The 19,769-nt window shown below is 60.0% G+C and carries 22 protein-coding genes; 12 read left to right on the top strand and 10 right to left on the bottom strand.

The genetic code is table 11. The annotated features are described in order from the left end of the window. Positions 1-18: 18 nt before the first annotated feature. The 3 genes from ABLU73_RS16170 to sad all read right to left on the bottom strand — a co-directional run bounded on the left by ABLU73_RS16170 (position 19) and on the right by sad (position 2,779). Positions 19-387, bottom strand: coding sequence for a DUF4186 domain-containing protein (locus tag ABLU73_RS16170; protein ID WP_004205959.1), 369 nt, complete (start codon positions 385-387; stop codon positions 19-21). Continuing rightward, entirely contained in the window at positions 387-1,313 is a 927-nt protein-coding gene (gene glsB, locus ABLU73_RS16165; protein ID WP_004205960.1) for a glutaminase B, read from the bottom strand. The genes ABLU73_RS16170 and glsB overlap by 1 nt, the downstream gene beginning before the upstream one ends. 80 nt (positions 1,314-1,393) lie before the next feature. Further along, positions 1,394-2,779: a succinate-semialdehyde dehydrogenase gene (gene sad, locus ABLU73_RS16160; RefSeq protein WP_004205961.1), complete on the bottom strand. Its 1,386-nt coding sequence runs from the start codon at positions 2,777-2,779 to the stop codon at positions 1,394-1,396. Positions 2,780-2,885: 106 nt separating this feature from the next. Between sad and ABLU73_RS16155 the strand changes: the two genes are divergently transcribed. Then, the gene (locus tag ABLU73_RS16155; RefSeq protein ID WP_032456014.1) at positions 2,886-3,764 is read left to right on the top strand and encodes a LysR family transcriptional regulator; all 879 of its coding nucleotides are present in this window, start codon (positions 2,886-2,888) and stop codon (positions 3,762-3,764) included. Here the strand turns inward: ABLU73_RS16155 and ABLU73_RS16150 are convergent. Continuing rightward, complete coding sequence (locus tag ABLU73_RS16150) at positions 3,718-4,200, bottom strand: GNAT family N-acetyltransferase (protein ID WP_017900361.1); 483 nt, start codon at positions 4,198-4,200, stop codon at positions 3,718-3,720. The two genes, ABLU73_RS16155 and ABLU73_RS16150, sit on opposite strands and share 47 nt — an antisense overlap. A 145-nt stretch (positions 4,201-4,345) precedes the next feature. Between ABLU73_RS16150 and ABLU73_RS16145 the strand changes: the two genes are divergently transcribed. After that, complete coding sequence (locus ABLU73_RS16145) at positions 4,346-5,290, top strand: L-lactate dehydrogenase (protein ID WP_348850290.1); 945 nt, start codon at positions 4,346-4,348, stop codon at positions 5,288-5,290. Positions 5,291-5,311: 21 nt separating this feature from the next. Here the strand turns inward: ABLU73_RS16145 and ABLU73_RS16140 are convergent, their stop codons facing one another. Genes ABLU73_RS16140 through ABLU73_RS16130 form a run of 3 tightly spaced genes read right to left on the bottom strand, consistent with a single transcriptional unit; the run spans position 5,312 to position 8,289 of the window. Next, the gene (locus ABLU73_RS16140; RefSeq protein WP_264924082.1) at positions 5,312-6,073 is read right to left on the bottom strand and encodes a DeoR/GlpR family DNA-binding transcription regulator; all 762 of its coding nucleotides are present in this window, start codon (positions 6,071-6,073) and stop codon (positions 5,312-5,314) included. Between the two features lies 1 nt (position 6,074). Beyond that, positions 6,075-7,061: a D-threonate 4-phosphate dehydrogenase gene (locus ABLU73_RS16135; RefSeq protein WP_264924083.1), complete on the bottom strand. Its 987-nt coding sequence runs from the start codon at positions 7,059-7,061 to the stop codon at positions 6,075-6,077. Next, positions 7,054-8,289: a four-carbon acid sugar kinase family protein gene (locus ABLU73_RS16130; protein WP_114506228.1), complete on the bottom strand. Its 1,236-nt coding sequence runs from the start codon at positions 8,287-8,289 to the stop codon at positions 7,054-7,056. Before ABLU73_RS16130 ends, ABLU73_RS16135 begins: the two co-directional genes overlap by 8 nt. Positions 8,290-8,463: 174 nt before the next feature. On the opposite strand from ABLU73_RS16130, the gene ABLU73_RS16125 reads away from it, so the two are divergent. The 6 genes from ABLU73_RS16125 (at position 8,464) to ABLU73_RS16100 (ending at position 14,311) form a co-directional block, all read left to right on the top strand. After that, positions 8,464-9,603: an iron-containing alcohol dehydrogenase gene (locus ABLU73_RS16125; protein ID WP_211774142.1), complete on the top strand. Its 1,140-nt coding sequence runs from the start codon at positions 8,464-8,466 to the stop codon at positions 9,601-9,603. A 23-nt stretch (positions 9,604-9,626) separates the two neighbouring features. Then, complete coding sequence (locus ABLU73_RS16120) at positions 9,627-10,511, top strand: dihydrodipicolinate synthase family protein (RefSeq protein ID WP_064150080.1); 885 nt, start codon at positions 9,627-9,629, stop codon at positions 10,509-10,511. A gap of 76 nt (positions 10,512-10,587) precedes the next feature. After that, positions 10,588-11,997 carry a sodium:solute symporter family protein gene (locus ABLU73_RS16115; protein ID WP_048324146.1) on the top strand — a complete coding sequence of 470 codons (1,410 nt, stop codon included), beginning with the start codon at positions 10,588-10,590 and terminating at the stop codon, positions 11,995-11,997. A 3-nt stretch (positions 11,998-12,000) separates the two neighbouring features. Next, positions 12,001-13,167, top strand: coding sequence for an exo-alpha-sialidase (locus ABLU73_RS16110; protein ID WP_057215137.1), 1,167 nt, complete (start codon positions 12,001-12,003; stop codon positions 13,165-13,167). After that, a complete protein-coding gene (locus ABLU73_RS16105) occupies positions 13,164-13,637 on the top strand; it encodes a YhcH/YjgK/YiaL family protein (RefSeq protein ID WP_048324142.1) in 474 nt (157 codons plus the stop codon). The genes ABLU73_RS16110 and ABLU73_RS16105 overlap by 4 nt, the downstream gene beginning before the upstream one ends. Continuing rightward, positions 13,634-14,311, top strand: a complete 678-nt coding sequence (locus ABLU73_RS16100) for an SDR family oxidoreductase (protein ID WP_085846158.1) — start codon at positions 13,634-13,636, stop codon at positions 14,309-14,311. The genes ABLU73_RS16105 and ABLU73_RS16100 overlap by 4 nt, the downstream gene beginning before the upstream one ends. Before the next feature lie 50 nt (positions 14,312-14,361). Here ABLU73_RS16100 and ABLU73_RS16095 read toward each other — a convergent pair whose 3' ends face one another. Further along, complete coding sequence (locus tag ABLU73_RS16095) at positions 14,362-15,153, bottom strand: PhzF family phenazine biosynthesis protein (RefSeq protein ID WP_048324138.1); 792 nt, start codon at positions 15,151-15,153, stop codon at positions 14,362-14,364. 201 nt (positions 15,154-15,354) lie between these two features. On the opposite strand from ABLU73_RS16095, the gene ABLU73_RS16090 reads away from it, so the two are divergent. Next, a complete protein-coding gene (locus ABLU73_RS16090; protein WP_004205967.1) occupies positions 15,355-16,554 on the top strand; it encodes a sugar transporter in 1,200 nt (399 codons plus the stop codon). Positions 16,555-16,621: 67 nt separating this feature from the next. Here ABLU73_RS16090 and ABLU73_RS16085 read toward each other — a convergent pair whose 3' ends face one another. Further along, positions 16,622-17,290 carry a MarC family NAAT transporter gene (locus ABLU73_RS16085; RefSeq protein ID WP_004205969.1) on the bottom strand — a complete coding sequence of 223 codons (669 nt, stop codon included), beginning with the start codon at positions 17,288-17,290 and terminating at the stop codon, positions 16,622-16,624. A gap of 261 nt (positions 17,291-17,551) precedes the next feature. Here ABLU73_RS16085 and marR point away from each other — a divergent pair, with 261 nt between their 5' ends. Genes marR through marB form a run of 3 tightly spaced genes read left to right on the top strand, consistent with a single transcriptional unit; the run spans position 17,552 to position 18,640 of the window. Next, positions 17,552-17,986, top strand: coding sequence for a multiple antibiotic resistance transcriptional regulator MarR (gene marR, locus ABLU73_RS16080; protein ID WP_017900358.1), 435 nt, complete (start codon positions 17,552-17,554; stop codon positions 17,984-17,986). A 20-nt stretch (positions 17,987-18,006) separates the two neighbouring features. Then, complete coding sequence (gene marA, locus ABLU73_RS16075; protein WP_002904397.1) at positions 18,007-18,381, top strand: MDR efflux pump AcrAB transcriptional activator MarA; 375 nt, start codon at positions 18,007-18,009, stop codon at positions 18,379-18,381. A gap of 40 nt (positions 18,382-18,421) precedes the next feature. Further along, entirely contained in the window at positions 18,422-18,640 is a 219-nt protein-coding gene (gene marB, locus ABLU73_RS16070; RefSeq protein WP_043519537.1) for a multiple antibiotic resistance protein MarB, read from the top strand. Positions 18,641-18,688: 48 nt separating this feature from the next. Here the strand turns inward: marB and eamA are convergent, their stop codons facing one another. Continuing rightward, entirely contained in the window at positions 18,689-19,588 is a 900-nt protein-coding gene (gene eamA, locus ABLU73_RS16065; RefSeq protein WP_023318194.1) for an O-acetylserine/cysteine exporter, read from the bottom strand. Between the last annotated feature and the right edge of the window lie 181 nt (positions 19,589-19,769).

Here is a 19,769-nt window from a genome sequence, read left to right as displayed (position 1 = left end):
GCGCCGATCAAATGCAAATTAGCGCACAGACGGCGCGTTCATCTGCAGCACCAGCCAGCGGTGGATCACCTGCACAATATAGCGCTGTTCCTGCTCGCTCAGCGCGCGGCCGTGGGGAATGGCGTGCCATTTTTCCAGGCAGCCGCGACAGCAGGTGGCGGTCGCGTGCTGGGCAATAAACACCGGGTGACCGCGCATCGGCGTCTGCTTGCCATCATTGGCCGGCGCGGCGGATGCCAGCCGCTGGCGAATGAAATCGGCGGCGTGCTGGTCGATGACCTCCGGTCCCTTATCGAGACAATATTGCCGCTCTTTCATCCCCAGCCGGAAGCGCGAACGAAACGTCGAGCGCGCCAGACGAGCAAACAACCGATCCTGATCGACCATCAGAACACCGACCTCCCCAGCCGCTGAGTCAGTTTCTCCAGCAGCGCCACCCCGGCCAGCGAGTTACCCGCCTCGTCAAGCTCCGGGCTCCACACCGCGATCGCCATCTCCTGCGGCACGATCGCCACAATTCCGCCGCCGACGCCCGATTTCGCCGGCAGCCCCACGCGCCAGGCGAACTCGCCGGCGTTCTGGTACATGCCGCTGGTCATCATCAGGGCATTCACCTGACGGGACTGGATAGGCGCGATAACCGGCTTTTCCAGGTGCGGGGCGATGCCGCGGTCGGCGAGGAAGAGAAAGGTTCGCGCCAGCTCGACGCAGCTCATCTCCAGCGAACAGTAATGAAAATAGTTCTGCAGCACGGTGGTGACGTCGTTATGGAAGTTGCCGAAGGATTTCATCAGCCAGGCGATGGCGGCGTTGCGCGCCGAATGCTCAAACTCAGAGCGGGCCACCAGCGGATCGTAGGCGATATCGGCCACGCCGCTGAGGCGGCGGACTATCTCCAGCATCCGCTGGCGCGGCGCGCTGAGCCGGCTCTGCAGCATGTCGCAAACCACCAGCGCCCCGGCGTTGATAAATGGGTTGCGCGGTTTACCCTGCTCGATCTCCAGCTGCAGCAGCGAGTTAAACGGCTGGCCAGAGGGATCTTTCCCCACCCGCTGCCAGATCTCTTCTTCCTGATAGTGGTTCATGGCCACCACCAAACTCAATACTTTGGAGATCGACTGGATGGAGAATCGTTCATGCGCATCGCCGGCGGCAAAATGTTGCCCGTCCACTGTACTGATAGCGATGCCAAGCTTGTCGCCGCTGACGCTGGCCAGCGCCGGAATATAATCCGCCACTTTACCGCGGCCAATCAGCGGCCTGATTTCTGCCAGAATGGCTTCCAGCATTGCGTTATTGATCACCGTCGCCACACGCGGCTCCTTGCCCACCGTCGAATTTTGGTGGGCGAGTATAGCAGACGAGAACGACGGTCGTCAGGGGCAAACGCAGATTAGCGACGGTCTTTCCAGACGGTCTGCGCATTGCAGAACTCGTGCAGACCAAAATGCGACAGTTCACGACCAAAACCGCTCTTCTTCACGCCGCCGAAAGCCACCCGGGCGTCGCTGGCGCAGTAGCCGTTAAGGAAGACGCCGCCACACTCCAGCTCGCGGGCAAAGCGCTGAGCCTGCGCCTCGTCGGTGGTGTAGACCGTTGCTGACAGGCCAAATTCGCTGTCGTTGGCGAGGGCCAGCGCGTGGTCCGCATCTCGGGCGGTGGTCAGGGTCGCCACCGGACCAAACAGTTCCTGGCGGAAGCCGGTCATTCCGGCGGTGACGTTGCCCAGGACCGTGGGCGCGTAGTAATTGCCCGCCCCTTCGATTTTCTCCGCCCCCAGCAGCAGGGTCGCGCCTTCATCGAGGGTCGCCGTGACCTGCTGGTGCAGTTCATCGCGCAGATCGAATCGCGCCATCGGCCCGACGTAATTCTGCTCGTCGCGCGGATCGCCCATCTTCAGCGCCGCGACAGCGTCGACAAATTTGCGGGTGAAGGCTTCGGCAATGCCGGCTTCGAGGATAAAGCGTTTCGACGCGGCGCACACCTGGCCGCTGTTCTGATAGCGGCCGGTGACGGCTGCCTTTACCGCTTCATCCAGATCGGCGTCGTTCAGGACGATAAAGGGATCGGATCCCCCCAGCTCGAGCACGCATTTTTTCAGCGCTGCGCCCGCCTGAGCGCCAATCGCTTTTCCGGCGCGGACGCTGCCGGTGACGGTCACCGCCGCGATGCGGTCGTCATTGATAATCTGCGAAACGCCGTCATTGGTGGCGTTGACCCAGCCAAAAACCCCCTCCGGCAGGCCGGCGGCGGCAAAAATTTCGCCCAGCAGACGGGCGCTGCCCATTACGTTAGGGGCATGCTTCAGCAGGTAGCTGTTGCCGGCCAGCAGGATCGGCACCGCGCCGCGCAGCACCTGCCAGACCGGGAAATTCCACGGCATCACCGCCAGAATGGCCCCCAGCGGACGATATTCGATCACCGCCTGGTTATTTTCCACCAGGGTGGCTTCGGTCGCCAGCATCGCCGGGCCATGTTCGGCATACCAGTCGCAGAGGTTGGCGGATTTCGCCACCTCGCCGCGAGCCTGAGCAATCGGTTTGCCCATCTCGAGCGTGATCGTCTGGGCCACCTCTTCACCGCGGGCGCGCAGCTCGGCCCCGATGCGGCGCAGCGCGTCGGCGCGTGCGGCGAGCGGCGTCTGACGCCACTGGCGATAACCCGCCGCGGCGAGAGCGATAGCCGCGTCGACCTCGCGTTCGCTGGCCCACGGCAGCGAGGAGACCACCTCACCGGTAGTCGGGTTGACGGAGACGGCGTGCGTTGCAGATAAATTCATCGTTATTCTCTCTCTCGTTGCTTGCGAAGTGAGCGTATTCTGGCTTACCTTTCCATTCATTGAAAATGAATAATATTAAGCAACGCATTCACAAAAGAAGAATGGTATGGACCTGACTCAACTTGAGATGTTTAACGCTGTCGCCAGCACCGGCAGCATCACCCAGGCGGCGCAAAAAGTGCATCGTGTGCCGTCCAACCTCACCACCCGCATCCGCCAGCTGGAGGCTGATCTTGGCGTTGAGCTGTTTATTCGCGAGAACCAGCGGCTGCGCCTCTCCCCCGCAGGCCACAGCTTTTTACGCTACAGCCAGCAGATCCTCGCCCTGGTTGACGAGGCGCGAATGGTGGTGGCGGGCGACGAACCCCAGGGGCTGTTCTCTCTCGGTTCGCTGGAGAGCACCGCGGCGGTGCGGATCCCCACCACCCTGGCCCACTTTAATCAGCGTTACCCGAAAATTCATCTCGCCCTCTCCACCGGCCCCTCCGGGACGATGATCGACGGCGTGCTGGAGGGAGCCCTGAGCGCCGCGTTCGTTGATGGACCGCTGGTGCATCCGGGCCTGGAGGGGCTGCCGGTGTTCCCTGAAGAGATGATGATCGTCGCCCCCTACGGCCACGCGCCCATCGCCCGCGCCAGCGAAGTGAACGGGGCAAATGTCTACGCTTTTCGCGCCAACTGTTCCTACCGCCGGCATTTTGAGAGCTGGTTCCATGCCGACAGAGCGACCCCGGGGAGGATCCACGAGATGGAGTCTTACCACGGGATGCTGGCCTGCGTGATCGCCGGCGCGGGCCTGGCGTTGATCCCGCGCAGTATGCTGGAAAGTATGCCCGGCCATCAGCAGGTATCCGCCTGGCCGCTGGCGGAAGAGTGGCGCTGGCTCACCACCTGGCTGGTGTGGCGCAGGGGCGCCAAAACCCGCCAGCTGGAGGCGTTTATAGCGCTGCTGAACGAAGATCGGCGAACAGCGGTTTCTCCATAAACACGCTGAGCGGATCGGGCTGGTAAGGGGCAAACGCGCAGCGGGTCTGATAGCCGTTGCGCGTATAGAGGGTGATGGCCGCATGCTGATGGATGCCGGTCTCCAGGCGCAGAGTATGGCAGTCGCGCTGCCGCGCTTTCTCCTCCAGGGCCGCCAGCAGCTTTTCTCCCAGCTGCTGTCCGCGGTGCTGAGGATCGATATAGACCCGCTTCATCTCGCCAAAACCTTCAGCGCTGAGGACGATAGCCCCGCAGCCAACGGCTTCGCCCTGCGGACTGCGAATCGCCAGGGCGATCACTGTCTCTGGCGGAAGCTGGCCGAGGTCCAGCAGATGGTTGCTCTCTGCCGGGTAGAGTGTCTCCTGCCAGGCGTCGAGGGCGGCAATCAGGGCGGTAAATTCGGCGTCGGTGGGGGCGATGTCGGTAACGGTATACATAGGTGAGCTCCTTTTTTTACGCCACTGTAGCGCGCCTCAGGACGGTTTCCGCCATAGCATTAACTTATATTGCCGCTAACCACTTGCGCTAACTCACTGAAACACAGTAATTTTATCCCTTGCCGTTCGTTTTTGAGAGCTGAATATGCACACCAAAGCCCGTAAAGTGATGATTATTGGCGCCGGCAACGTCGGCGCGTCGGCGGCCTACGCGCTGCTCAATCAGAGCATCTGCGAGGAGCTGATCCTCGTCGACATTAACCAACAGCGCGCCGAGGCCCACGCTCAGGACCTCAGCGATGCCGCGGCCTATCTGCCAGGGATGATGACCATCTCTACCCGCGAGGCTAGCGACTGCGCTGATGTCGACATCGCGGTGATCACCGTCTCCGGCGGCGCGCTGCGTCCAGGCCAGAGCCGACTGGATGAACTGACCACCACCGCGAAGATAGTGAAGCGCATCGTGCCAACGATGATGGCCAATGGGTTTAACGGCATCTTTCTGGTGGCCACGAACCCCTGCGACATCATCACCTGGCAGGTATGGCAGCTCTCCGGCCTGCCGCGCAGCCAGGTGCTGGGCACCGGCGTCTGGCTGGATACCACCCGCCTGCGCCGTCTGCTGGCGCAGGAGCTGAACATTGGCGCCCAGAGCATCGACGCTTTTATCCTCGGCGAGCACGACGACACTCAGTTTCCGGTTTGGTCGCACTCCTCGGTATATGGCTCGCCGATAGCCGACCTCTACCAGCAGCGCACCGGCCGGCCGCTCGACCGCGAGGCGATGGCCGACAAAGTGCGTAAGCTGGGGTTTGAGATCTACGCCGGTAAAGGCTGTACGGAATATGGTGTGGCAGGCACCATCGCCGAGATCTGCCGTAATATTTTTACCGGCAGCCACCGCGCGCTGGCGGTCTCCTGCATTCTTGACGGTGAGTACGGGGTCTGCGGCGCGGCGGCTGGGGTGCCGGCGGTGCTGGCCCAGGGGGGCGTGGAGCAGATTATCGAACTGCGGCTCGCCGACGAAGAGCAGGCGAAGTTCAGCCAGTCGATTGCGGTAATCAAAGCCAATATCGCGCGTCTGCCCTGATGGCAGACGGCGACGTCTGGTTCAGTCGGCAATGATCAGCTGTGGGGAAAGGGTCACCAGCGCCTCGCGGGTCGCTTCCGGCAGGTGGCTGTCGGTAACGATATCGGTCAACGACTCCAGCGGGGCAATGTTGAACAGTGACCAGGCACCGTATTTGGAGCTGTCCGCCAGCAGGATGCGCCGGCGGGCATTGGCCATCAGATCGCGCTTCAGGGCGGCCTTCTCTTCCGTCGGGGCGGTGATCCCTTTCTCAAGGTCCCAGCCGTTGCAGCTGACGAAGGCGAGATCGGGCCAGATGGCCTGCAGCAGGCGGCGGCCGTGATCGCCAATGCACGACTGGCTGCTGTCATCGATGCGGCCGCCGATAATCGTCACTTCAATCTGCTTAAACTCCGACAAAAACAGGGCGATATGTAAATCGCTGGTGATCACCCGCAGCGGCAGATGGGTGATCTGCCGCGCCAGTTCAATCATGGTGGTGCCGGCATCAAGCACAATGGCGTCGCCGGCTTTCACCAGCGCTGCCGCCGCGCTGGCGATCGCCTGCTTTTCCAGCGGGCTGCGCTGGGCTTTCTCCTGCGTCGTCGGCTGGGCAGGAATAAACCGGTTTAACGTCACCCCGCCATGCGTGCGGCTGATCACCCCTTCCTGATCGAGTTTGATCAGGTCACGGCGAATGGTGGCCGGCGAGGCATTGGTCGCCGCCACCAGCTGGTCGACTGTCACCAGATTATGGCTTTTCAGGAAGTCCATAATCTGCTCTAACCGGTTATATCCCTTCATGTTATTCCTGCGCGATGTGCATGGCGAGCTCAATGGAGGTTGCCATGCTCTCAGACTTCGCTTTACCTGTCCAGGCAATATCAAACGCGGTGCCATGATCCGCAGAGGTGCGGATAAACGGCAGCCCGGCGGTGATATTCACCCCATCATAGAATCCCAGCAGCTTCAGCGGGATGTGCCCCTGGTCGTGATACATCGCCACCACCATGTCGTACATCCCCTCATGACACTGCATAAACACCGTATCCGGCGGACAGGGGCCGGTCACCTCCACGCCCTCCGCCCGCATGGCGGCCACCGCGGGGGCGACGATGCGGATCTCTTCATCGCCAAACAGGCCGTTCTCCCCGGCGTGCGGGTTGACGCCGGCGACCGCAATACGCGGACGCGGATAGCCGACGCGGCGCAAAAACCGATCCGCCACGCCAATCACCGTCTCAATCCGCGGCTGATTGAGGGTATCGAGGAACTGGCGCAAGGAAATATGGGTCGTGATATGGATAACTTTAAGTTTCTCGGTATACAGCACCATGGCGTAATCTGTAGTCTGCGTCAGGTGGGCCAGCAGTTCGGTATGGCCGGGATAAGCGTACCCGGCGAGATGCAGCGCCTCTTTATTCAGCGGTGCGGTAGCGATGGCCGCGACCGCGCCCTCCAGTGCGAGGGCGGTCGCCCGTCTGATGCAACGAAATGCCAGATCGCCCGCCTGAGCCTGGACTTCGCCAGGACGCAGCCCCTGCGGATCGCTGAGCGGTTCATCGATAACGTTAATCGTCGCCGGGGTAAATACTGCTTCGGCGGGATGGTCGATGATGCGCAGCTCCACCCGCGGCGTGATATTCAGCGCCAAGATCCGCCGCAGCGTCTGCGCGCAGCCTACCACCACCACCGGCGCGCCGCTCAGCGCCCCCTCGGCGAGGGATTTAATAATAATCTCCGGACCAATACCTGCCGGGTCGCCCATTGTGACTGCAATCATTTTAGACACTCAGTTTCTCCTCAATAAAATTCACAACATGTAACAGCGTGGTGTCGGTGCCGAATCCTCCGGCTTTGGTCATCACCGGCCGCGACCAGCGGCCACCGAGAAAATGTCCGTAAGGAACGCAGGCCGCCACCCGGCCACGGATCTGGAAACCGCTGGCACCCAGCGCGTGCGCGACGGCGATGGCTACATCACCACCGGAAAGATACAGCGCGCCCGGAGGGCACTGCGCCACCGCCTGCGCCGTGACGTCGGCAAGCCAGGCGCAGATGCGCTCCCCGTAGGCCGCGCGGCTGAGGCCATGTTCGCGACACTGGGCTTCAATCCCGTGCCGGGCGGCGTGATTCGGGCGGGTGGTCACCACGCAGTGCTGCCCCTCACGCAGCACCTCGGCGATCCGCGAGGCTTCCTCCTTCGGCGATCCGCTAAAGGCCTGTTCGACATCAATTTCAATCTTCCTCACTCGGGAATGAGCCTGCAGCGCAGCGACCTGGCGCTGCGCCATCTCGCTCATCGAACCAACCACCGCCAGCAGAGGCCCCTGCTCGCTGCGGCGAAGGCGGCGGGCCAGCGCCTCGCAAAGTCCCGCCGAGCCAACCAGCAGCGTCTCTCGCGCATGGGGCGCGACGGCGTCGATCACTTGATCCAGTTGGCTGTCTTCCCAGGCGTCGACAATCAATACTCGCTTCTCCTCGCCCGCCATCGCTAATGCCGCCGGGAGCTGGGTAGCGTTCAAGGTCAGACAGGGAAGACGGCTCTGCATGGCGATAATTTCGCTAATCTCCGCCCGGCTCACCGGCGTTTTCGGGTCGCTGGCAAATTCGGTCTGATCGAGGGCCACCCCATACACATAGCAGCGTCCGTCACGGGTATGCCGCCCGGCCGCCGGATACGCCGGCGCCACCACCGCCACCCGGCAGTTCTGCACCGCCATCATGGCCTCCAGCTCGGCTCCGGGGTTCCCGCGCAGCGTGGAGTCGATCTTCTTTACCTGCCAGTGTGGGACGAATGTCGCTGCGTCGCGCAGCAGACCGGTGACCTTGTCCGCCGCTGCGGCGGCGCTCATCGCCCGGCTGTCGCTGTTGAGAATTAATGCCCGCACGGAGGACGTCTGCCCGGCGGTGAATGCCACTTCCACCGCCATTCCCGCCTCTGCGAGGCTGACCCCGGCGTCATTGGCCCCGGTAAAGTCATCCGCCAACACCAGCACGTTGTTATTGCCGTCGTTCATTGTCCTGCCTTGTGGTCGATGAAATTATGAATTGATTATATTCAATCATAATTGATTAAATGTGAGCAAGCTCAAGTTATTAACCCGCCGTATAAATTATAACTTTTCCCCACCAGACGAGTTCCATAACTCACGAATGATTGAAAATAATCAATTGCTACCAAGGAGAAACGCGTGGCGACGATACACAGCACGATTATCAGCGGGGCGGGTGCCTCATCGGCTCTGCTCCCGTTATTGGCCGGTAAAACCTCTATCCTGCTGGTGACCGACAAGAACGTCGGGGCGCTGGAAGCAACCCAGGCGATCCATCGTCTGCTGGCGGCTGAGGGGCGTGTAGTTGAGGTCATTGACACGGTACCGGCCGAGCCCAGCCATCACGATGTGGCGCAGATCGTCAGCCAGCTCGACGCCAGCCAGCCACAGTTAGTTGTTGGCATCGGCGGGGGAAGCGTGCTGGATGTAGCAAAATTGCTGTCCGTACTTCTGCACCCTGAGGCGCCCGCTCTGACGGCCCTGCTGGCAGGCGAGCAGCCGCAACGACGGATCGGCTCATTGTTAATCCCGGCCACCGCCGGGACCGGCTCCGAAGCGACGCCGAACGCCATTCTGGCAATCCCCGAGCAGCAGACCAAAGTGGGGATCATCTCCCCGGTGCTCCTGCCGGACTATGTCGCCTTGCTGCCGGAGCTGACCACCAGCATGCCGGCCAGCATCGCGGCGTCGACCGGCATTGATGCCCTGTGCCATCTGCTGGAGTGCTTTACCTCCACCGTCGCCAACCCGGTAAGCGATAACGCCGCGTTAATCGGTTTGCACAAGCTGGTGCGCCATATCGAACGCTCGGTGAATCAGCCGCAGGATCTGACGGCGAAGCTGGAGATGCTCTGGGCCTCGTGGTACGGCGGCGCGGCGATTAACCATGCGGGCACCCACCTGGTACATGCGCTCTCCTATCCGCTCGGCGGCACCTGGCATCTGCCGCACGGAGTGGCCAACGCCATTCTTCTGGCGCCCTGTATGCGGGTGATCCGCCCCCACGCGGTGGTGAAATTTGCTCAGGTCTGGGATCTGATCCCCGACGCGGATCGCACGCTCAGCGAGGAAGAGAAATCCCATGCGCTGGTCGCGTGGCTGGCGGCGCTGGTCAAACGCTTACCGCTGCCCGATAACCTCGCCGCTCTCGGCGTGCCGCAGGAGAGCATTCCCGCCCTCAGCGCGGCGGCGCAAAACGTTAAACGCCTGATGAACAATGCCCCCTGCAGCGTCAGCCGCGAAGAGATCGCGGCCATCTACCAGACGCTGTTTCCATAACATGCCTAACAGGAGAAAGTAAAATGAGGAAAGCTATCAGCGGCGTACTGACCGCCATCGTCACCCCCTTTACCGTCGAGGGCGCGCTTAACCTGCCAGCGCTACGCCAGCAGGTGCAGCGCCAGATCGCCGCGGGCAACGGTATTTTCTGCGGCGGCACCAACGGCGAGTTTTTTGTCCTCAATGAGGAAGAGAAGATCGCCGTCGCCAGAACCTGTGTGGAAGAAGCGGCCGGTCGCGTCCCGGTGGTGGCCCATATCGGGGAGGTTTCCACCCGCGAGACTCTCCGGCTGGGCCAGCAGATCGCCCGCCTCGGGGTTGATGCGGTATCGGCCATTACCCCGTGGTTCGTGCCCTTGAAGCAGGAAGAACTGATTAACCACTATACGGCGATCGCCGACGCGCTGAGTGTCCCGCTTTTTCTTTACAACATTCCCGCCCGCACCGGGAACACCATTGCCCCGGAGACCGCGCGTCAGCTGGCCAGGCACGAGAATATTGTCGGCATTAAGGATAGCGCCGGCAGCTACGACAGCCTGAAAGGTTTTCTCGACGCGGTGCGCGATATCGACGGTTTCGACGTTCTGAACGGACCGGACTCGCTTATCCATCAGGGATTTGTCGACGGCTGTTCGGCGTGCATCTCGGGGCTTGCCAACGTCGCGCCCGCGGAAATTAACGCCATCTGGTCGCGCTTTCACGCCGGGGATATCGTCGGATCGCGCCAGGCCCAGGAGCAGGTAACGGGCCTGCGCACCGATCTGTATAAAGTGGCGTTCTCGCCTGCGGCGGTGAAGAAAGCTCTGCAGCTAATGGGTCATGAGGTGGGCGACAGCCGCTACGCGGTGCAGTTCAGTGACCAGCAGCTGCAGGAAATTCGCGGCATCATTGCCCGTTATTTAGCGTAATACCCGCTGCGTTTCGTAAATAAAACAGACCGGGTACCGTCGTACCCAGGATTCGTACGCCCAGAGAGAGGCTAAGATGAATCATTTTACCGCTGAAGATACCTTTATTATTGTCGGCATTGTCATTGCCTATATTCTGTTTACCACCTGGCTGACATTCCGTATTCGTAGTAAAAATTCCGGGGATTTTATGGAAGGCTCGCGCGCCATGCCGGCCTTAATTGTCGGTATATTACTGATGTCGGAATATATTGGTGCCAAATCAACCATCGGTACCGCTCAGGCCGCCTTTGAGAGCGGCATTGCCGCTTCATGGTCCGTGCTGGGGGCAGCCATCGGTTTCCCGCTGTTCGGTTTGATTCTGGTAAAACGCATCTATAACACCGGGAAAATCACCATCTCCGGCGCTATCGCTGAGAAATATGGCACCAGTACCAAAAATATCATCTCCCTGATCATGATTTATGCGCTGTTGCTGGTTAACGTGGGCAACTACGTCAGCGGCGCCGCGGCTATCTCCACCGTCTTAAAAGTCAACTTACCCGTGGCCGCCTTTATTACCGCCATCGTCAGTACCTTCTATTTCGCTTTCGGCGGCATGAAAGGCGTCGCCTGGGTCACCATGTTACACAGCGCGTTAAAATACGCCGGACTGCTGATCATTCTGGGTTTTGCTCTGTCCAAAACCGGCGGCTTCACGCCGATGATTGAGAATATGCCGGATTACTACTGGACGTGGGATGGCAACATTGGCGCTGGCACCATCTTCGCCTGGCTTATCGGCACCATCGGCTCCATCTTCTGCACCCAGTTTGTTATCCAGGCGATCAGCTCCACCAAAGATGTCCGGTCAGCAAAGCGTTCCACCTGGATCGCCTTCTTTTTCTGCCTGCCCATCGCCCTTGCCATCGCTATCATCGGCGTGGCGGCGAAATATCTGCATCCGGAAATCAACAGCCTGTACGCCCTGCCGGTATTTCTGCAGGACATGAACCCGTGGCTGGCGGGACTCGTGACAACGTCACTTGTGGCCTCGATATTCGTCAGCGTTAGTACCGTTGCCCTAGCCATTGCCTCGCTGGTGGTGAAAGATTTCTACGTGCCATGGCGTAACCCGACCCCGGACCAGGAGTTCAGAGCCACGCGCTGGGCATCGTTAATTATCGGCTTCCTGCCGCTGGTCTTTGTGCTGCTGGTGCCGGAAGTGCTGAAACTCTCCTTCTTCACCCGCGCCATACGCCTGTCCATTACCGTGGTGGCGGTTATCGCCTTCTACGCACCGTTTTTCCGGAGCACCCGCGGCGCCAATGCCGGTCTGATCGGCGCCTGCGTGGTGACCTCCGTTTGGTATTTACTTGGCGATCCGTTCGGCATCAATAACATGTATGTCGCCCTGGCGACCCCGGCGATCATTATGGTCCTCGATCGCTTGATCCCGAATAAATCACAATCATCTCCTGCCCCTGTTGAGCAACGTGGAGTCTAAAACATGACCACAATACCTTCTTTCGACGGCGTCATTCGCCAGCACCCACAAGATGAACATATCGCATGGGCGATGCTCCCCTGCGCCTGCCCGCAAAATCATGCCGCCAACCTGCTTCAGCTGAAAGATGGCAGCCTGATGTGCGTCTGGTTCGGCGGCTCGCAGGAAGGGAAAGCCGACATTTCGATCTGGGGATCGCGGTTAGCCACCGACAGCGATCGCTGGAGCGAAGCGGTTAAGCTCTCTGACGATCCTGACCGCTCGGAACAAAATCCGGTGCTGTTTCAGGCGCCTGACCAGGTAGTGTGGCTGTTATGGACGGCGCAATACGCCGGCAACCAGGATACCGCCATTGTCCGCTACCGCCAGTCACATGACGGCGGGCAAAGCTGGGGTCCCATCGACACCCTGTTGGATCAGCCCGGTACCTTTATTCGCCAGCCGATTAGCGTCATGCCTGACGGCAGCTGGCTGTTGCCAGTGTTTTACTGCCGCACCGAACCAGGCGAGAAATGGGTGGGTAACAATGACGTCAGCGCGGTGAAAATCTCCTCAGACGGCGGCATAAGCTGGCGTGACGTGGCAGTCCCGGAGAGCCTTGGCTGCGTCCATATGAGCATCACCCCGCATCCCGACGGCGGACTGGCGGCCTTCTTTCGCAGTCGCTGGGCGGATCATATCTGGTTCAGCCACTCCAGCGACCAGGGTGAAAGCTGGTCTGCGCCGGCGCCCACGACGCTGCCGAACAATAACTCGTCCATTCAGGCGACAACTCTCGACAATGGCGAACTGGTGCTGGTGTTCAATAATATGAGCGCCGCCGGAGCCACTGAACGCCGTGCCTCGCTGTACGATGAAATTGCGGATGACGATGGCCGTAAGGAGCCGGAAACAACCGGGAAAAGCGCCTTCTGGGGCGCGCCACGCGCGCCGATGACGGTGGCGATTTCACCCGATGGCGGCAAAAGCTGGCCGTGGTTGCGCAATCTTGACGAGGGTGACGGCTACTGCATGACCAATAATTCGGAGCAGAAGCTGAACCGGGAGTTCTCCTACCCCAGCATCAAACAGGGAGCAGACGGTAATTTGCATATCGCCTACACCTGGTACCGCCAGGCGATCAAGTATGTTCGCGTTTCGCCACAGTGGGTGAAAGGAGAAAGCGCATGATTATCGGTAATCTGCAGGCGCTGCAGCAGGCTGGCCTGCCGCCGGCGTTAAACCAGCTTTTGAGCAGCGAGGTCTGCTCGCTGGCCGCCCTGAGCGCCAGAGAGGATGGCCGGTTCCAGCCCGACGGCGCGCCGTGGTTCTGCACCCTCAGCGTGGTGCAAACCCAGCCCGCGGCCGAGCGGCATACGGAATATCATCGCCAGTGGGCGGATATTCAGGTCATCCTGGCCGGCGAGGAGCGGATCCAGGCGGGCATGGCTCCCGCGATGCGCCCGGAAGATAATGAGATTAAGCCCGACCTCTATATCTGTCAGCCGGCCCCGGAGAGTGTCTCTATTCTGCTGCGTCCCGGCGACTTCGCGGTCTTTTACCCCGGCGAACCGCACCAGGCGCTGTGTGCGGTTTCGACGCCAGCGCCGGTCAGAAAGGCGGTATTCAAGATCCCGGCGGCGATGCTGGAGGCGCGATGAAGCAGGCAATTGTAACCGGGGCCAGTTCCGGGATCGGCGCCGCGGTGGTGAGGCAGTTGCTGGAGGACGGCTGGCAGGTGGTCGGCATGAGCCGTTCGCTGCCGCCCTTCTCACAGCCGAACTTTCGCCATCTGACGGTCGACGTCAGCCAACGCAGCGCGCTGCTGGCGGCGCTGGAGCAGATTGAGCCTCCTCAGGCCATCATCCACGCCGCGGGCTCGATGACCGCCGCAACCCTGGGCAATCTGGATCCACTGCACGGCGAGTCGCTGTGGCGTTTACATGTCGACGCGGCCCAGACGCTGGTCAATCACTTCGCCCCGGCCATGAGGCCGGGTGGGCGGATTGTTCTGCTGGGAAGCCGTACATCACGTGGCGCAGCGGGTCGTTCACAGTATACGGCCACCAAAGCCGCGCTGGTCGCCCTTGCCAGAAGCTGGGCGGCAGAGCTGGCGCCCGCTGGGGTGACGGTCAACGTGGTGGCGCCCGGGGCAACCGATACGCCGATGCTCCGTCAGCCCGGCAGGGAAAGCTCCCCGCCGCAGCTGCCGCCGCTGGGGCGGCTCATTACCCCGCAAGAGGTGGTCTCGCTGATAAGCTGGTTATTGAGTGGGGGCGCATCGGCGATGACCGGACAGGAGCTGGTGATGTGCGGTGGCGCCTCCCTCGCCTGATGACGCACGCCGCGCCGTCCCCGGACAGCGGAACGACGCGGCGGTGATGATTAACGCAAATAGACAGTCCCGCGCAGATAGGTGGTGGCCTGGCCGCCGATCAGCACCCTGTCGCCCTGCCACTGGCAGCGCAGGTCGCCGCCGCGGGCGGAGCCCTGGCGCGCCATCATGGTGGTTTTCCCCAGTTTTTCGCCCCACCAGGGGATCAGCATGCTATGGGCGGAGCCGGTCACCGGATCCTCCGGCACCCCTTCACCCGGGCAGAAGAAGCGGCTGACAAAGTCATACTCCTCATCCGGCGCGCTGACGCAGATCATTTTGCCAAGCGTCTGCAGGCGCGCCATGTCCGGCCGCACCGCTTCAACCTGCTGACGATCCGCCAGCAGCACCAGATAATCGCGCCCTTCACGTACCTCGACGGCCGCCTCGAGGCCTAGTCCGGCCAGCAGGTCCGCCGGCGGGTTGGCCACCGGGCTGGTCGTCCACGCCGGGAAGTCGAGCGTCAGCCAGTCTCCGCTGCGGGTGACTCGCAGGTCGCCAACGAAGCGGGTGCTGAAGGTGATGGTCGCCGAGGGATGGTCGAGATATTCAAAAATAACGTGCGCCGCGGCCAGGGTGGCATGACCGCAGAGGTTGATCTCGTGCAGCGTGGTAAACCAGCGCAGCTCATAGCCTTCGTCGGTGCGGACGAAGAACGCCGTTTCGGACTGATTATGCTGTTGGGCCATTTTCAGCAGCACATCGTCGGCTAACCACTCGCTGAGGGGGCAGACGGCCGCGGCATTGCCACCGAAGTTTTTATCGCTGAAAGCATCGACCAGATAAAATTGAATTTCCTGCATACACTGTCCTTACTTTTTTTACTTTCCTTCAACATGACATAAAAGCGCCCCTCTGACACTATCCATAGCAAAATTAATTGCTTAACCGCGCCTGGCTGCTTGCAGTGAAATGAGAGGCAGATCACATAATGATTGTCTTTTCGCCAGCAAACGTTTTATGATCGGCGTCACATCTTCCCCTGAATCACCAGTCCAGAGCTTATGACTACGAATACGGTCTCACGCAAGGTAGCGTGGCTACGTGTCGTGACGTTGGCCATCGCCGCGTTTATTTTTAACACCACAGAATTCGCCCCGGTCGGTCTGCTGTCGGATATTGCCGACAGCTTCGGCATGGAAACTGCCCAGGTGGGCATGATGCTGACCATCTACGCATGGGTGGTGGCGTTAATGTCGCTGCCGTTTATGCTGCTGACCAGCAAAGTGGAGCGCCGGCGGTTGCTCATCGGCCTGTTTATTCTGTTTATCGCCAGCCATGTGCTGTCGTTCTTTGCATGGAATTTTGACGTGCTGGTCATCAGCCGCATCGGCATCGCCTTCGCCCATGCGGTGTTCTGGTCGATAACGTCGGCGCTAGCCATCCGCATGGCCCCCCCGGGCAAACGGGCGCAGGCGCTCAGTCTGATCGCCACCGGTACCGCGCTGGCGATGGTGTTTGGGATTCCGATCGGCCGCATCATCGGCCAGTATTTTGGCTGGCGAATGACCTTCCTGGCGATCGGCCTGGGCGCGTTAGCCACCCTGGTCTGCCTGGTGAAACTGCTGCCGACTCTGCCGAGCGAACACTCAGGCTCGCTGAAGAGCCTGCCGGTGCTGTTCCGTCGCCCGGCGCTGGTCAGCGTATACATTCTGACTGTGGTGGTGGTGACCGCACATTATACCGCCTACAGCTATATCGAACCCTTCGTCCAGACGGTGGCGGGTCTGAGCGGCAATTTTGCCACCGTGCTGCTGCTGATCCTCGGCGGGGCCGGGATTATCGGCAGCATTCTGTTCGGCAAGCTCGGTAACCAGCACGCTTCGGGGCTGATAAGCCTCGCCATCGGCCTGCTGCTGGCCTGTCTGCTGCTGCTTCTGCCGGCCTCGCATAACCCGCACCACCTGATGCTGCTCAGCATCTTCTGGGGGGTGGCGATTATGATTATCGGTCTCGGCATGCAGGTGAAAGTGCTGGCCTCCGCCCCGGACGCCACCGACGTCGCCATGTCGCTGTTCTCGGGCATCTTTAATATCGGCATTGGCGCCGGCGCGCTGGTGGGCAGCCAGGTGAGTCTGCATCTCTCTATGGCCTCCATCGGCTATATCGGCGCTATCCCGGCGCTGGCAGGCCTGATCTGGGCCCTGCTGATCTTCCGCCGCTGGCCGGTATCGCTGGAAGAACACCAGCCGCACCACTCTTAATTTAGCCGCAAAAAAAGCCCGCCGGTATCGCTCCGGCGGGCTGTTGTCTCTCTGCGCATCACCGCGGTCAGGGATGCCAGGTCGAAATGATCTCCAGCACGCCATTAATAATAAATTGCACGCCCATGCAGACCAGCAGGAAGCCCATCAGTCGTGAGATGGCCTCAATGCCGCCTTTGCCTACCAGACGCATAATCGCCCCCGAACTGCGCAGGCAACCCCAGAGAATGATCGCCAACAGGGCAAAGATAATCGGCGGCGCCGCCAGCACCACCCACTCCGGGAAGTCCACCCCGTGTTTAACGGTCGAGGCGGAACTAATGATCATCGCGATGGTGCCCGGACCGGCGGTGCTTGGCATCGCCAGCGGCACAAAGGCGATATTGGCGGTCGGCTCATCCTGTAGTTCTTCCGATTTGATCTTCGCTTCCATCGAATCGTGGGCTTTTTGCTGGGGGAACAGCATACGGAAACCGATAAAGGCTACAATCAACCCCCCGGCGATTCGCAGCCCAGGTATTGATATGCCGAATGTATTCATCACCACCTGGCCGGCATACCATGACACCATCAGGATGGCGAAGACATACACCGAGGCCATCAACGCCTGCTTGTTACGCTCGGCGTTGTTCATATTGCCCGCCAGGCCGAGGAACAGCGCCACGGTAGTCAGCGGATTCGCCAGCGGTAAAAGCACCGCCAGGCCGAGCCCTATCGCTTTAAACAAATCGAACATAGTTAAATAAAGTCCCGTAAATATTCATTTTTTAAAGATGGTTTCAGTCCGTGAGTATACCGGCTTCAACAATTCCAACGCCAGCCAGCTGATAAATCACTTTCGCCAAAAATTAACAAGCGTTAGAAAATTCACAAACAGTGACACGCGTCGAATTTTTTTATTTTAGCAAATCGTGGCATCGGCTAATTCATAATGTTGACTTATGATTGCCTGGGCAATAGTATCACTCGCAACTAAATCATTGCCTGGGCAACCATCATGAAAAATACCAGCGACCTGTTCAACGAGATGATTCCGCTGGGCCGCTTGATCCAGATGGTTAACCAGAAAAAAGATCGCCTGCTCAACGACTACCTCTCACCCATGGATATTACCGCGACCCAGTTTCGGGTGCTCTGTTCCATTCGTTGCGAGGTATGTATTACCCCCGTTGAGCTGAAAACCGTGCTTTCCGTCGACCCGGGCGCGATGACGCGTATGCTCGACCGCCTGGCGTGTAAAGGCTGGATTGAACGGTTACCCAACCCCGCTGACAAGCGCGGTGTGCTGGTGCAGTTGACGCCAGACGGCGCAGCCCTTTGCGAGCAGTGTCATCAGGTTGTGGGTCAGAAGTTACACCAGGAGTTAACAAAAAATCTGTCGGCGGACGAAGTCGCCATGCTTGAGCAACTCCTCAAGAAGGTCCTGCCGTAAAAATAAGAAGAGGTAAGATGATGTCCAGACGTAATAATGACGCCATCACTATCCATAGTATTTTGTCGTGGATCGAGGATAACCTGGAATCGCCCCTGTCGCTGGAAAAAGTGTCTGAGCGCTCAGGTTACTCCAAGTGGCACCTGCAACGTATGTTTAAGAAAGAGACTGGCCATTCCCTCGGCCAGTACATCCGCAGCCGTAAGCTGACGGAGATTGCGCAAAAGCTCAAGCAGAGCAATGAGCCAATCCTGTACCTGGCGGAACGCTACGGTTTCGAATCGCAGCAGACCTTGACGCGAACATTTAAAAACTATTTTGATGTTCCGCCCCACAAATATCGCATAACGAATGTACCTGGCGAATCCCGCTATCTGCATCCGCTAAATAACTGATGTTAATCGCCTGTAATATCAAAGACGTATTGAGGAAATCATGAAACTATTCGCTGCCGCAGCTATCGTCCTTCTGTCGCTGGCATCCAGCTTCAGCTTTGCGGAGCAAACCACCACGCCGGTGCGGCAAAACCAGCGTGACACAATGATTCTCCCTTCGGACCATAACGACTCGCCGTTTGATTTCAATCATATGGCGGCCGGCAATGATAAATCTGACGAACTAGGCGTGCCGTACTACCAGCAGCACGACCTGTGATGCCATTACACGCATACTTGTGTATAGCCCCGTCTCCGGGGCTTTTTTTTACCCGCGCGCCATGCCCGGCCGCACCAGACGCAGACCGAAAACGTTGATATAGAGCCCGGCCATGATCAGCGCCGCCCCGGCGAGCTGCAGTCCGCTCAGCGTCTCCCCCAGCAGCAGCGCGGCGCTGGCCATCCCCACTACCGGCACCAGCAGCGACAGCGGCGCCACCCGCCAGGTTTCATAGCGCCCCAGCAGCGAGCCCCAGATACCATAGCCGACGATGGTGGCGATAAACGCCAGGTAAAGCAGCGAGAGAACCGTCAGCATATCGATCTGGCGTAGACTCGCCAGCATGAGCTGCGGGCCATCGATCAGCCACGAGGCAAACATAAACGGCAGCACCGGGATCAATGCGCTCCACACCACCAGCGACATGATCGGCGGGCGGGTCGCCTGGGACATGATTTTTTTGTTGAAAATATTGCCGCAGGCCCAGCTGAGCGCCGCCGCCAGGGTCAGCATAAAGCCCACCAGTGGGACATGCTCCCCGCCGAGGCTCCCCTCCACCAGCACCAGCACGCCGAAGATCGCCAGCGCGATCCCCGCCAGCTGCTTGCCCTGTAAGCGTTCGCCAAAGACGAAGGCGCCAAGAATGATGGTAAAAAAGGCTTGCGCCTGCAGCACCAGCGACGCCAGCCCCGCCGGCATGCCCAGGCCGATAGCGCAGAACAAAAAGGCAAACTGGCCAAAGCTAATGGTCAGGCCATAGCCCAGCAGCAGACGCAGCGGAATGGCCGGCCGGGCGACAAACAGCAGCGCCGGGAAGGCGACCAGCATAAAGCGCAGGCCCGCCAGCATCAGCGGCGGCATATTGTGCAATCCCAGCTTAATCACCACGAAGTTAAGCCCCCACACCACCACTACCAGCAGCGCCAGCAGTCCATCTTTCCTCGTCATCCCCTGCCTCTGTCGTTATTAGAATTTTTGTGAACAAAATCAAAGTAGCGAAAAAGCGGTCGCCAGGATAGATCATTATTTTTGGCAGGTGCGGAAGTGCCTATCGCCACCGGGGCGACCTGTACAAGGCGTGATGGCCGTGTTATTTGTGATCGAAGACATAAAATTATAACAACATGAC

This window comes from Klebsiella sp. GG_Kp175, assembly GCF_040062325.1.
GTDB lineage: Bacteria > Pseudomonadota > Gammaproteobacteria > Enterobacterales > Enterobacteriaceae > Klebsiella > Klebsiella quasipneumoniae.
The sequence above is the reverse complement of the archived record's forward strand: the minus strand, read 5'-3'. Positions and strand labels throughout refer to the sequence as shown.